Below are 13996 nucleotides of genomic sequence, written 5' to 3' on the forward strand. Positions count from 1 at the left end.
AATTGTACTCACAAATCTTATTCCGCTTAGCCCGCTATAACAAGGCATCAATTTATTTCAAGATAACTTTAATTCGTTTTAAAGAGTTCACGAGATGAAACTTTATCAAGCCACCCTATTTTCTTTGACTTTATTTACGAGCGTTACACAAGCTGAAGTACCAAAGCATCAGTGGATTACCACTTGGTCTGCGAGTCCTCAAAAAGTCTGGAATAAAGACTTCGTTTTCCCGACCAATATTCCAGAGCAAATAACGAATCAGACCATCAAACAAATCAGCCAAATTAGTTTAGGTGGTGAAGCTGTTCGGCTTGTTTTTATCAATCAATATGGCGAGCAGCCACTTTATATAGATCAAACAACAATTGGTTTAGTGAACGCAGCAAGCCTGAAATATAAGAGCACCTATCCTGTTTATTTTTCTGGTCAACTTAAAGCAAAAATTTTACCGGGCAAACAACTGGTGAGTGATCCAATCGAGTTAGCTGTTCCCGACCATACTCAATTGGTGGTAAATAGCTTTATCCAAAAACCAACAACGTTTAAAACTTTCCATTGGGATGCGAAACAAACCAGTTGGCTCATTAAGGGAAATCAGACAATAAATTTAACTACGCCAACTGATGCCAAAACAACAACGGCGCGATTATTATTATCAGCAATCGAGGTAAAACCCAAACAGAAAGCTCAAGTGGTTGCTGTTATTGGAGACTCAATTACCGATGGAGCCACTGCAACCTTAGATGCAAATACGAGATGGACCGATTTTTTAGCGAAACGTTTATCAGCACACCAAGTAGCCGTGATTAATAGCGGAATTTCAGGAAATCGACTACTTACAGACGGTATGGGTGACAGTGCTTTAAAACGTTTAAACAGTGAAGTATTTCAATATTCAGGAGTTAAAACTTTAATTGTTTTGATTGGTATCAATGACATTTCATGGCCAGGTACAGCCTTTGCTCCTAAACAGCAAATACCTTCTTTTGAAGCCTTAACTGAAGGTTATCAATGTATTGTGAGAGAAGCTCACAAACAGGGTATTCAGGTGATTGGCGCAACCTTACTTCCGTTCTCTGGTGCTCTACCCAATACGCCTTTAGATAATTACTATCAACCCAACAAAGATCAATTACGTCAGCGCATTAACCAATGGATAAGAACCAGTCATACTTTTGATGGTGTACTTGATCTTGATAACGGCTTAAAAGATCCAAAACATCCTGATCGGTTAAATCCAATTTATGATTCAGGAGATCATTTACACCCCAATGATCGTGGCAATCAGCATATGGCTGAATTGGTACAGTTAAACCAGATTATTAAAAATTAATGATTGCCCCATCAGGTGAGCCTTTCATCTGATGGGAATAGCTATTTAGAAGTCATAACTCGCTATCATGTTGAAGCGGTTATCAATCCCGTTACGACCATCAAAAGTTTCTCGTTCACCATATACATACTCAACACCTAAGGTAATTGGTTTGTACGGGTTATACATCGCATTTACCCAGCCCTGCCAAAGCTGTTTGTTTTGAGTCGTGCTATTGTGCTGTAATTCGGCAAAACGGTTATCATCTTTGGCCTTCATATAACCATACGCTAAAGTCGAGCGAATTTTCGGTGTAAATTGATGAGTTACCCCCAAAGACACCGTATCAAATTCATTGCTATGCATGTTGTTTTGATCATCTATTGCATAGCCACTATTGCTCCACAATAAGAAACGTCCATCGCCTTTGACATGGTAATAATCTGCCTTGAGTAAAGTATCTGGTGTCATTTGGTATTTACCGCCGAAACCTATGCCCCAAGCCCATTCACTGTCATTATTGGTTCTTTTTTCTGCAACAAAACTACGGCCTGAAAGCATCGAACCATTGGTAAATTTATGATTTAAACGCCCCACTAAAGCAGGTAAACGCATTTTATTATCTGGGTCTGTTGCCGCAGTATATTTCGGATCTTCAACTGATACTGCAAAACTTGTATTTGCCGTTAAATTATCGCTATAGCGAACCATTGGCGATCTAAGTAAGGCACTGCCTACAAATGTACCTGCATCAATCGTTTCTGGGTAATATTCTGGTGCAATGAATGTCGACCATGTTTGACCAATCAACCATTTATCAAAGGTTAAATAAGCATGGCGTATCCGAAACTGATCACGAGTAGCAGCCCCAAAAAAGTCCATTTCCAGTTTTCCACCCACATCGCCAGCAGTTGTCGGTGTTTTAAAATTCAATCCGAAACGGGTCACATAAACCGTACTGTGCAATTGGTCCTTCTGAGCAGATTCTTCTGGCGTATGTTCAAGTGGAACCCCGCTAATATTGTTATACATGGTAGATGCACCCTTAATTTGATAAGAAGCATCTGCCCGTATATATCCATATAAGTTAAATTCTGTACCCGATTTAGTTAGTACTTGTTGTATAGATTGCGGAGCTGGGGTAACGACAGGTGTGACTTGTTCTACTTTTTCTTGGGTTAAAGATTTCTGAGTTTGTATATCTGCCTGTAGTATTGCCCTTAATTCGTTTACTTCTTGGCGAAGTTGCTCTATTTCAGGGTTTACTTGCCCCGCAAAAGCAGAAGACATAAGTAAAGACACAGAAACCGCTAATAGGCTTTTTTGAACCATTGTATTTAAAACTTTCATCATGAAATTTTCCTTTAGACCTTTAAAACAGACTTAAAGATCTCGACATCCTTTTTGTTATGTAACTATCTAAAATAGATCCTTAAAAATTTGCCTTTCTTTCACAAGAAAGACCTTCCCTCATATTTTTAGTCCTATCCTCCCTAAAGCAGTAAAAGCGACTATTTAATTTTTCATTTTTATATTCTCATCCACATTGAGAATATTCGGTTTTAAGACCTTATTTATATTCCCCAATAGTATTATTTTTTTGCAATAAACCCCTGATAAGTCAAAATTTGCGTATAAGGCTGTATGCTTTCAAAGCCAGTTTTTTCCAAAAGTTTTATATACCCCTCAGTGGTTAGGCTAAAAAAGTCTTGCGCCATACGCCCTAACATTTTTTGACACTGTTCTTCTGTTAGACCTTGTGCCAAGCACAAATAACGCAATGCTTGAAGTTGCATTGGGTTTATACAGGTCATGAGGTCATAAGTAAGCAAAACTGCTTTTTCTTTTAAACGATCATAAATATCTTTAAAGAAAGTAGGCTTTATATCATCGGCAACGAAATGCGCCACAAGAATAGACAATGCAGCATCGAAACATGCTTCCAAAGGCAGTGCTGAAGTATCACCATGAATAAAAGTCACTTGTGAAGATTTATCTAAAAGTTCAACCTGTTCCTGAGCTTTTTGCAGCATGGTTAAAGATGGGTCAACTGCTGTAAATTTCCAGTCAGGATGTCTTTTAAGTAAATATTCGAGTTCATAACCCGTACCACAGCCTACAATTAAAATATGAGCATTAGGTTTCAACACAGATTGTAAAATGGCATCCACCTGTAAATGGATGGCTTCATAACCTGGAATTAATTTACGAATATGTTCGTCATATCCTTCGACTACTTTTGGGCTATTAAAGTCTTTTGCCATTTTGTTTTATTCCTACTTAAACTACCTTTAAATTTATAGTTTGCTGCACTTTGAACGGGCTTCCGACTTCTTTAATCAAAGACATTCCCAGTTAAGTTAAGTTCAGCTCGCATAATTTCCTGCAATTTAAACTTTTGTGCTTTGCCTGAAGCAGTCATTGGAAACTCATTAAAGAATCGGACATAGCGCGGTACTTTATTATGAGAAATGTGCTCTTTGCAGAACTGGCGAATGCTGTCTTCATCAATTTGATGATGTTCATGCAAAATAATGCATGCGCAAAGTTCTTCACCATATTTCGCATCTGGCAAGCCAATGACCTGCACATCACTTACATCTGGATGGGTATATAAAAAGTCTTCAATTTCTTTTGGAAAGAGATTTTCTCCGCCCCGAATCACTACATCTTTAATACGGCCTTTAATTTTAATAAAACCGTCTTGGTCCATTTCGGCAATATCACCCGTATGCATCCAGCCAGCTGAATCAATGACCTCTTTGGTCTTTTCTTCTTCACCCCAATAACCCGCCATCACTGAATAACCACGAACGCATAACTCACCCAATGTGCCTTGCGGAACAATTTGTCCTTCTAAATCGACAATTTTAATTTCAACATGCGGATGAACATGCCCAACTGTGCTTACCCGTTTATCGATTGAATCGTTTACCGAGCTTTGTACACTCACTGGCGAGGTTTCGGTCATACCATAACAAATGGTAATTTCCGACATATGCATTCGGTCTATGACACGTTGCATAATTTCACGTGGACAAGGACTGCCTGCCATAATTCCTGTTCTTAAGCTCGATAAATCAAACTCATTAAATTGCTCATGTTCTAAGGTGGCAATAAACATGGTTGGCACGCCATAAGCTGCCGTACAACGTTCTTGATGAATCGCTTTTAAAGTTTCTAAAGGATTAAATACCGCCGATGGGTAGACCATGGTTGAACCATGTGTAACGCAGGCTAAATTCCCCATGACCATGCCAAAACAATGAAATAACGGTACAGAAATACAGACTTTATCTTGAGGGGTTAAACGTATCCCTTCACCGACAAAATAACCATTATTTAAAATATTATGGTGGGTCAACATAGTCCCTTTAGGGTTACCTGTTGTACCTGAGGTAAATTGAATATTAATGGTTTCATCAAACTGGAGCTGCTTGGTTAATCGTTTTAATTGTTCAAGCTGCTCAGAAGTTGGTGTAGTGACTAAATCATTAAAGCGATAAATACCCGTATGTTGTTGGTCATCAATTTTAATGACAAATTTTAAATGTGGTAGTCGCGCTGAATTCAGCACTTTATCTGGACTGTTGGTTAACTCAGGAGCAATTTTTGTCAGTAATTCTTGGTAATCAGTGGTTTTGAATTGAGAAGCAATAATCAATCCTTTGCATGAGACTTTATTCAACACATATTCAAGTTCATGGCTCTTATAAGCTGTATTCAGGTTGACTAAAATAATCCCTGCTTTAAAAGCTGCAAATTGGGTAACTGTCCATTCCACACAGTTAGGCGACCAGATGGCTAATCGATCTCCTTTTTTTAATCCCAATTTTAAAAGGCTACAAGCAAAAGCATTTACTTCATCCTGTAAAGCTTTATAGGTTAATCGTCTGTTTTGATGAAAACTAACGATTGCTTCCTTTTCAGCATATTGCCGACAAGCCTGATCAAATTGTTCACCAATGGTCATACCCAATAAGGGCTGTGTGCTTGGTCCCGAGGCGTAGCTTAACCGTTCTTGTTGCATTGAATCATTCTCCTTGATTCTTTTAATTCTCTTCTTACCTGATCTAATTGTTGTTACTGCAACTACTTTTCCAAACTACTTATTTTGTGTTGTTTTATATCCTTTATATGCCCTATTTCTTCTGCACAGCATCCACACAAAAGTCAGCAATCTGTTTTGAAAAATAGTCTTTATGCGCATGATCAAACTTTGTATTTTGAGCTGGGTCTAGGGGTTCAACCACCACATAAGTCATAGCACCGACTACACAAAGTGCTGCTGTGTTTAAATCATCCAAGACAAACTCACCGCTTGCATTTCCATCCGCAAGTATTTTTTTAATACTTTGTTTAATCAATTGCTTCACACGAAAACGCTCATGTTCAACCGTTGAATCGACGGGTTCAAACATGAGTGAATACGCAAGCTGAGGACTATTCAGTGCCCGTTTTACAAAGGTAGCCACCGCCTTGTGTAATTTCTGCTTTGCCGATAAGTCACTTTCGGTAATCGAATCGATGACCAATAGCTCTGTATTAATGGCATCAGACAAAACCTCTATTAGCACTTGGCTTTTATTATCGAAGTAGCGATAAACCAGTCCACTAGATACACCCGCTTGCTCTGCAATTGTTTGTATTTGTGCGTCCTTAAATCCTCCTTCTGAAATTATTTTTCTGGCTGAATTCAAAATCGATTTACGATTTTGCTCCATCCGCTCCTGCATTAAAGATGATCGTTTATAGCTCATAATTTATTCTCTAACAAATAAAATGAATTGTAAATCATTTTATGAATCTGTATTCACTTTTTCAAAAAATCATTGTATGGTAATTATCAAATACCCACAAAATATTTTATGGACAACAAATATAACCAATAGGATGAAAATATCATGAACCTACGCAGCTTGAATTTCGGTCTAGATGAAACTTTAATTGCGCTTCAAGATTCGGTAGCCGCTTTTTGTGCAAAGGAAATTGCACCAATTGCCCAACAAGTTGATCAAGACAACAAATTCCCTGCACATCTCTGGAAAAAATTCGGAGATATGGGCCTTTTAGGCATGACAGTTTCTGAAGAATATGGCGGTGCCAATATGGGTTATTTAGCTCATATTATTGCTATGCAAGAAATTTCTCGTGCTTCGGCAGCCATTGGTCTTTCTTATGGAGCTCATTCTAATTTATGTGTAAACCAGATTAACCGTAACGGTAATGAGCAACAAAAACAAAAGTATTTACCAAAATTGATTTCTGGTGAATATGTGGGTGCCCTTGCAATGTCTGAACCGAATGCGGGTTCTGATGTGGTCAGCATGAAATTACGTGCTGAACAAAAAGGTGATCACTACGTTTTAAATGGTTCAAAAATGTGGATCACTAACGGCGGTGATGCAGATGTACTCGTGGTTTACGCTAAAACTGATCCGCAAGCTGGCGCGAAAGGCATGACCGCATTCTTGATTGAAAAAAGCATGAAAGGCTTTAGTCACGGCAACCATTTAGACAAACTCGGTATGCGTGGCTCTAATACTTATCCGCTGTTCTTTGACAATGTGGAAGTGCCTGCTGAAAACGTACTCGGCGGTGTCGGTAACGGTACAAAAGTACTGATGAGTGGTTTGGACTATGAACGAGCAGTTTTAAGTGCCGGACCTTTAGGCATTATGGATGCCTGTCTAGATGTGGTCATTCCTTATTTACATCAACGCGAACAGTTTGGTCAGGCGTTAGGTGAATTCCAACTTATGCAAGGCAAACTTGCCGATATGTATTCAACTTGGTTGGCATGTAAAGCGCTCGTTTATGCTGTTGGTGCTGCCTGTGACAAAGCGGATCATGACCGCAGTTTACGCAAAGATGCCGCAAGTGCCATTTTATATGCTGCCGAAAAAGCAACTTGGATGGCAGGTGAAGCCATTCAGACTTTAGGTGGCAACGGTTATATCAATGAATTCCCTGCTGGCCGTTTATGGCGCGATGCAAAACTTTATGAAATTGGCGCGGGAACTTCTGAAATTCGCCGCATGCTGATTGGTCGCGAACTTTTCAATGAAACCAAATAATAATTATAAATAAGGACGCATCTTATGAACCAATTACAAAGCAAGATTAATGTTCGAAGCGAAGACTTCAAAACAAACCAGCAAGCCATGCAAACATTGGTCACAGATCTAAAACAAGTTGCCCAGCGTATTGCTTTAGGTGGCGGTGAAAATGCCCGTCAAAAACATTTGGCTAGAGGTAAACTTTTACCCCGTGAACGTATTGACCAACTGATTGATATCGGCACGGCATTTTTAGAAATTGGTCAATTGGCAGCGTACAACGTTTATGAAGATGATGTTCCTGCCGCGGGAGTGATTGCAGGTGTTGGTCAAGTCAACGGCATCACTTGCATGATTGTTGCTAACGATGCAACGGTTAAAGGCGGAACGTATTATCCCCTTACAGTTAAAAAGCATTTACGCGCACAAGAAATTGCTGAACAAAATCACCTGCCTTGTATTTATTTGGTAGATTCAGGCGGTGCTTATTTACCAATGCAAGATGAAGTTTTCCCAGACCGTGATCACTTCGGGCGTATTTTCTATAATCAAGCACGTATGTCGAGCCTAGGTATTGCTCAAATTGCCGTGGTGATGGGTAGTTGTACCGCAGGTGGTGCTTATGTACCTGCCATGTCTGATGAAACGATTATTGTCCGTAATCAAGGTACAATTTTCTTAGGCGGCCCTCCTTTGGTAAAAGCTGCAACTGGCGAAGTGGTAAGCAGTGAAGATTTAGGCGGTGGCGATGTCCACACACGTCTTTCAGGTGTAGCTGACCACTTAGCTGAAAATGATGAACATGCGATTGCGATTGCACGAAACATTGTTGCGAACTTAAATAAAAAGCCAAACGACTTAAATAAACAAGTTGATGAACCATTATTTGATGCATCGGAACTCTATGGCGTGGTTCCAAGTGATGCGCGTAAACCTTTCGATGTGCGTGAAGTGATTGCCCGTATTGTAGACGGCTCTCGTTTTGATGAGTTCAAAGCACGCTTTGGTTCAACACTCATTACCGGTTTCGCTTCACTCTATGGTATGCCAGTCGGCATTATTGCAAATAACGGGATTTTATTTTCTGAGTCTGCACAAAAAGGTGCGCACTTTATTGAACTGTGCACACAGCGCAATATTCCATTGTTATTTATACAAAACATTACTGGCTTTATGGTTGGTCGCCAGTATGAAAATGAAGGGATTGCCAAACACGGCGCTAAACTAGTGATGGCAGTTGCCACTGCAAATGTACCTAAACTCACCCTGATTATTGGTGGTTCATTTGGTGCAGGTAACTACGGTATGTGTGGCCGCGCTTATTCACCACGCTTTTTATGGACTTGGCCGAACTCTCGTATTTCAGTAATGGGCGGCGAACAAGCAGCGAGCGTACTTTCGACTTTAAAACGTGACCAGATTGAGCAAAAAGGTGCCGAGTGGTCAGCGCAAGAAGAAGACGAGTTTAAACAACCGATTCGTGAACAATACGAGCGTCAAGGCCATCCATACTATGCGTCTGCCCGCCTTTGGGATGATGGCGTAATTGATCCAGCTCAAACCCGTCAGGTACTTGGTTTAAGTTTGGCTGCGGCCATGAATGCCCCAATCCTGCCAACCAAATTTGGCGTGTTCCGCATGTAAGAGGTGTATATGAGTTATCAATTTTTACAACTCGAACAACAAGGTCAGGTTGCCTATGTTTGGCTGAATCGCCCTGAATTGCACAATGCTTTTAATACGACAGTCATTGAAGAACTGCATACTTGCTTTAAGCAAATCAATACACGTGATGACATTCGTGTTGTGGTTTTAGCTGGTCGCGGTAAAAGCTTTTCGGCAGGTGCCGACCTCAACTGGATGAAACAGGCAGGTCAGGCATCTTCAGCAGAAAATGAAGCAGATGCATTAAAACTTGCGCAAATGCTTGATGCACTTGCAACACTTAAACAACCGACTATTGCCCGCGTGCATGGCATTGCCTTTGGCGGCGGTATGGGCTTAGCGTCGGCATGTGATATTTGCATTGCCAGCACTGATGCCAAGTTTGCAACCTCTGAAGTTCGTTTAGGTCTTGCTCCATCTACCATTAGTCCTTATGTGATTCGTGCGATTGGTGCAAGACAAGCTTCCCGTTACTTCTTAACTGCCGAACGGATTTCAGCACGTGAAGCCAAACAAATTGGCTTGGCCCACGAAGTAGCAGATGCCGAAGACTTAGATAAAAAAGTTCAAGAAATTATTGATGCTCTATTACTCGGTGGCCCGCACGCTCAAACGGCCTCCAAACAACTCATTCAAATGGTGAGCAACCAGACCATGAGCAATGACTTGCTCCAACAGACAGCACATCATATTGCTCAAGTTCGTCAAGGCAGTGAGGCAAAAGAAGGTCTGAGTGCCTTTTTAAATAAACAGCAGCCTGCTTGGGTTTCTAACTCGAATAACAACAATTAAGGACGATCATCATGTTTGAAAAGATTTTAATTGCGAACCGTGGCGAGATTGCCTGCCGCGTAATTCGTACAGCTAAAAAATTAGGTATTAGAACGGTTGCCGTTTACTCAGATGCAGACGCAAATGCACAACACGTCAAAATTGCAGATGAAGCGGTTTATATTGGTCAGTCCCCTGCAACGCAAAGTTATTTACAGGTTGATCGTATTATTCAAGCGGCGATTGATACAGGTAGCCAAGCGGTTCACCCAGGCTACGGCTTCCTTTCTGAAAATGACCAGTTTGCACTCGCTTGCCAACAACACAACATTTGCTTTATTGGCCCGCCAGTGGATGCCATTTTAGCGATGGGCTTAAAAGCAACTTCTAAAGCTTTAATGGAAAAAGCAGGCGTTCCTTTAACACCGGGCTATCACGGAACCAACCAAGATGCCGACTTTTTAAAACAACAAGCAGACCGAATTGGCTATCCTGTTTTAATTAAAGCCAGTGCTGGCGGCGGTGGTAAAGGCATGAGTCTGGTTGAACGCAGTGAAGATTTTCTGCATGCCTTAGCCTCTTGTAAACGTGAAGCCAAATCGAGCTTTGGTAATGATGATGTCTTGATTGAGCGTTATGTGATTCAACCGCGTCATATTGAAGTGCAAGTGTTTGGTGATACACATGGCAACTATGTGCATTTGTTTGAACGTGATTGTTCGGTACAACGCCGTCACCAAAAAGTGCTAGAAGAAGCCCCTGCTCCACAAATGCCAAGCGAAAAGCTCGATGCAATGCGCCAAGCTGCAATTGATGCTGCACGCGCCGTAAATTATGTTGGTGCAGGTACGGTCGAGTTTATTGTAGAACAAGACGGTACGGCGTATTTCATGGAAATGAATACCCGTCTGCAAGTCGAACATCCTGTTACTGAAATGATTACAGGTGAAGACTTGGTCGAATGGCAACTTCGTGTGGCTTATGGCGAACCTTTACCTAAACTACAAAACGAATTGCAGATTCACGGACATGCGCTCGAAGCACGTATTTACGCTGAAGAACCTGAAAAAGGCTTTTTACCTGCCATCGGTAAAATTGACTATTTGCACTACCCAACTCAAAACCAATATGTGCGTGTAGACAGCGGTATTGTTGAAGGCGATGAAATCACGACGTATTACGACCCTATGATTGCTAAACTCATTGTATGGGGAAAAAATCGTGAAGCTGCGCTTATTCAAATGCAAAATGCTTTGAGCCAATTCCATGTCGATGGCTTAGGCAACAACATTGCTTTTCTTGAAAAGATTGTACGTAGCGAATCTTTTAAACAAGCCAAGCTTGATACCAACCTGATTCAGCGTGAACAAAACTTCTTGTTTAGTCCTGAAGAGATCAACCCTGAACTGGTGGTAGCAGCGGCATTTATTGAGTTTTTAAGCCAACTTAATAATAACAGCTCAAGCCAAAAACAGCTTTGGCAAGCTCAGCCACTTTGGCGTTTAAATATTGCTTATCAGCACAGCATTAAACTGAATTATTTAAACCAAAATATCCAAATCAAATTTGCCTCAAATGAAGATGGCTTCACCGCAGAATATAACGGCCAAAGCTACCCGATTTCAGGTCAATTGCTTGATGCACATACGGCCTCTATTCAAATTGGTAGGACTCAGCAAAAGCTACCTTTTAACCAAAGTCAGCAAGGTATTACCTTGTTCCAAAATGGTCAAAGCTATAAGTTTGCTTATATTCGCCAAGACTTTAATCAAGCAGAGAGCCAAGCCGATGAAGGCCACCTAAAAGCACCAATGCCAGGTGTAGTCACACAAGTGCTAGTCAGTGCAAATCATAGCGTGAAGAAAGACGATATTTTAATGACGCTTGAAGCCATGAAAATGGAATATACAATCCGTGCCCCTAAAGACGGCTTAATTGTAGACTCCTATTTCCAAGTCGGTGATCAAGTCAAAGCTGGCGACGAGCTTGTGGAATTTCAGCCTGCGCAGGAGGAAGTTGCATGAGTGAGTTTGTCAAAATTGTGGAGGTCGGTCCCAGAGATGGCCTCCAAAACGAAAAGCAGGCTTTGACTGTCGAACAGCGCTTAAATTTTATTAATGACTTGATAAATGCTGGCCTAAAATCGATTGAAGTCGGTTCATGCGTTTCGGCAAAATGGGTGCCGCAAATGGCTCAAAGTGACAAGCTATTTAAGCTGTTACCCCAAACAACCGATGTGCAATTTAGCCTACTCACCCCCAATATCAAAGGTTTTGAAACTGCTCAAGCGGTAGGATGCAAAGAGGTTGCGGTGTTTACCGCAGCTTCTGAAAGCTTTACCCGTAAAAATATTAACTGCTCAATCGATGAGAGCTTTGAGAAGTTTAGCGATGTCCTGAGTGCAGCAAAAACACATAACATCCGTGTGCGTGGTTATGTCTCTTGTATAGTCGATTGTCCATATGAAGGTGCAATTGCTCCTGAACAAGTGGTAAAAGTTGTTAAACGACTCTATGACATGGGCTGCTATGAAGTGTCTTTAGGTGAAACCATCGGCACAGCCACACCAGATCGCGTTCAAAAGGTTTGGCAAGCCTGCCTTGCTGAACTCGATAGTAAGGTTTTAGCTGGACATTTCCACAACACCTACGGCATGGCAATTGCCAATATTTATCAGTCTTTGCAGCAAGGCATTCGTGTTTTTGACTCGTCCCTTGCAGGACTCGGTGGTTGCCCGTATGCCAAAGGTGCTTCTGGCAATGTATCGACCGAAGATCTATTTTATTTGCTGTCACACATGGGCTTTCAAACGGGCATTGACTTAGAAAAACTGATGCAAGCCAGCCAAAATATTAGCAATGTATTAAACCGAAAAAGCTTGTCGAATTATGCAAATGCTTATTGGCAAACCAAGTGTGCGTAGTCATAAATTAAAATAGCTCAGCATCTGGTATAAAGCTTAATATTAGGCTGAGTACCAGATCATCCTATCTCATCTTTATCTCATTTCGTTCAGAAATTGGGACTAAGTTCCTCATGCAATTTTTTTTTAAATCTATTATTTATCTTTGTATTAAATGCCTCTCTCAACAGAAGCATTTTCTACCCTATTTTTATTCTAATCCGTATTATTCTTCATCCTTTTCTATCTTAGTCCTTAAAAAATTTATCTCATTATTTATAAAAATAAGATGCATCCATTTCAATTCTTGGAGAAATATGTTCTTCCACCCAATCTAGCCATGCACGTGTTTTTGCATCAATAAAGTGGCGTGAAGGCAATAAGGTATAAACCCCGATATCAGGTGAACGCCACTCTGGCAAGATATGACATAATCTTCCATTTTGAACTGCATCTAAAGCCGAAAACATCGGCAATAATGCCACGCCCATATCTTGTTGCACCACATCTAACAATAACTCAGGGTTATCTGCAATGAGTTGCCCGCCAGTATCAATTTGGTAAGATTCACCCTTTGCATTTAATAAGTGCCAATCTGGTGTAATAGATGGGTTTACTAAGCGTAAACAGGCATGGTTTTTTAAGTCTTCGGGGGACTCAGGTACCCCATGTTTTTCGAGGTAAGCAGGTGAAGCACATAAAACAGAAAAAATAGTGCCAATTCTGCGTGCAACAAACCGAGAGTCTGTTAAGGATTCGGTCAGATACAAGCTGACATCGACCCCTTTTGCCAACAGGTCCGGAACGTATTGTGAGGTCGTATATTCCACAGTTAATTCAGGATAATGCTTACAAAACTCAGCCATGACAGGAAAAACATAATGATGCCCAAAGCTTCCCATGCTTAATACCCGCAAACGTCCTTTCGGTTTAGATGCCGTTCCTGTTACTTCTGATTCTGCTTCATCCACCATTGAAATGACTTGGCGACAGCGCTCTGCATAAGTCGCACCAATATCGGTCAGTGCCTGCTGGCGCGTTGAGCGTTGTATTAATTTTGTACCTAAGCGTGTTTCTAGCTCGCTGATAAGACGTGAAACCTGTGCTGTGGTCAGATCCATCTGCTCAGCTGCTGCTGTGAAACTCCCGCTATCAATCACTTTCAGGAATGCATGCATTGCATGCAATAGTCCACCATCGAGATTTTTGCGCATAACGTAAATATGTTTTCCTAAATTACGGATTGTTGCACCAGTTTAGTTCAACCACAATGACTAAATGTACATA

11 protein-coding genes are annotated in these 13996 nt (G+C 40.9%); 6 read left to right on the forward strand and 5 right to left on the reverse strand.

The annotated features are described in order from the left end of the window. Positions 1–94 precede the first annotated feature (94 nt). Positions 95–1333 carry an SGNH/GDSL hydrolase family protein gene (locus tag I8T81_RS11660; RefSeq protein WP_198071234.1) on the forward strand — a complete coding sequence of 413 codons (1239 nt, stop codon included), beginning with the start codon at positions 95–97 and terminating at the stop codon, positions 1331–1333. Positions 1334–1378: 45 nt separating this feature from the next. Here the strand turns inward: I8T81_RS11660 and I8T81_RS11665 are convergent, their stop codons facing one another. The 4 genes from I8T81_RS11665 to I8T81_RS11680 form a co-directional block, all read right to left on the reverse strand. Then, positions 1379–2662: a DcaP family trimeric outer membrane transporter gene (locus tag I8T81_RS11665; protein ID WP_198072774.1), complete on the reverse strand. Its 1284-nt coding sequence runs from the start codon at positions 2660–2662 to the stop codon at positions 1379–1381. Positions 2663–2904: 242 nt separating this feature from the next. Next, positions 2905–3576: an SAM-dependent methyltransferase gene (locus tag I8T81_RS11670; protein WP_198071235.1), complete on the reverse strand. Its 672-nt coding sequence runs from the start codon at positions 3574–3576 to the stop codon at positions 2905–2907. Positions 3577–3647: 71 nt separating this feature from the next. Then, entirely contained in the window at positions 3648–5342 is a 1695-nt protein-coding gene (locus tag I8T81_RS11675; RefSeq protein WP_198071236.1) for an AMP-binding protein, read from the reverse strand. A gap of 112 nt (positions 5343–5454) precedes the next feature. Then, complete coding sequence (locus I8T81_RS11680; protein ID WP_000120687.1) at positions 5455–6072, reverse strand: TetR/AcrR family transcriptional regulator; 618 nt, start codon at positions 6070–6072, stop codon at positions 5455–5457. Positions 6073–6216: 144 nt separating this feature from the next. On the opposite strand from I8T81_RS11680, the gene I8T81_RS11685 reads away from it, so the two are divergent. Genes I8T81_RS11685 through I8T81_RS11705 form a run of 5 tightly spaced genes read left to right on the forward strand, consistent with a single transcriptional unit; the run spans position 6217 to position 12730 of the window. Further along, positions 6217–7389 (forward strand): isovaleryl-CoA dehydrogenase, encoded by a 1173-nt coding sequence (locus tag I8T81_RS11685; protein ID WP_198071237.1) that lies wholly within the window; start codon positions 6217–6219, stop codon positions 7387–7389. A 24-nt stretch (positions 7390–7413) separates the two neighbouring features. Then, positions 7414–9015: a carboxyl transferase domain-containing protein gene (locus tag I8T81_RS11690; RefSeq protein ID WP_198071238.1), complete on the forward strand. Its 1602-nt coding sequence runs from the start codon at positions 7414–7416 to the stop codon at positions 9013–9015. Positions 9016–9024: 9 nt separating this feature from the next. Next, positions 9025–9828, forward strand: coding sequence for an enoyl-CoA hydratase/isomerase family protein (locus I8T81_RS11695; RefSeq protein WP_198071239.1), 804 nt, complete (start codon positions 9025–9027; stop codon positions 9826–9828). A gap of 11 nt (positions 9829–9839) precedes the next feature. Next, positions 9840–11831, forward strand: coding sequence for an acetyl/propionyl/methylcrotonyl-CoA carboxylase subunit alpha (locus I8T81_RS11700; RefSeq protein WP_198071240.1), 1992 nt, complete (start codon positions 9840–9842; stop codon positions 11829–11831). Further along, a complete protein-coding gene (locus tag I8T81_RS11705; protein WP_198071241.1) occupies positions 11828–12730 on the forward strand; it encodes a hydroxymethylglutaryl-CoA lyase in 903 nt (300 codons plus the stop codon). The genes I8T81_RS11700 and I8T81_RS11705 overlap by 4 nt, the downstream gene beginning before the upstream one ends. Positions 12731–12981: 251 nt before the next feature. On the opposite strand, the gene I8T81_RS11710 is transcribed toward I8T81_RS11705, so the two are convergent. Then, positions 12982–13923 (reverse strand): LysR family transcriptional regulator, encoded by a 942-nt coding sequence (locus tag I8T81_RS11710; protein ID WP_086266185.1) that lies wholly within the window; start codon positions 13921–13923, stop codon positions 12982–12984. Positions 13924–13996: the final 73 nt, after the last annotated feature.

The sequence above is a fragment of the Acinetobacter seifertii genome (assembly GCF_016064815.1).
Lineage (GTDB): Bacteria > Pseudomonadota > Gammaproteobacteria > Pseudomonadales > Moraxellaceae > Acinetobacter > Acinetobacter seifertii.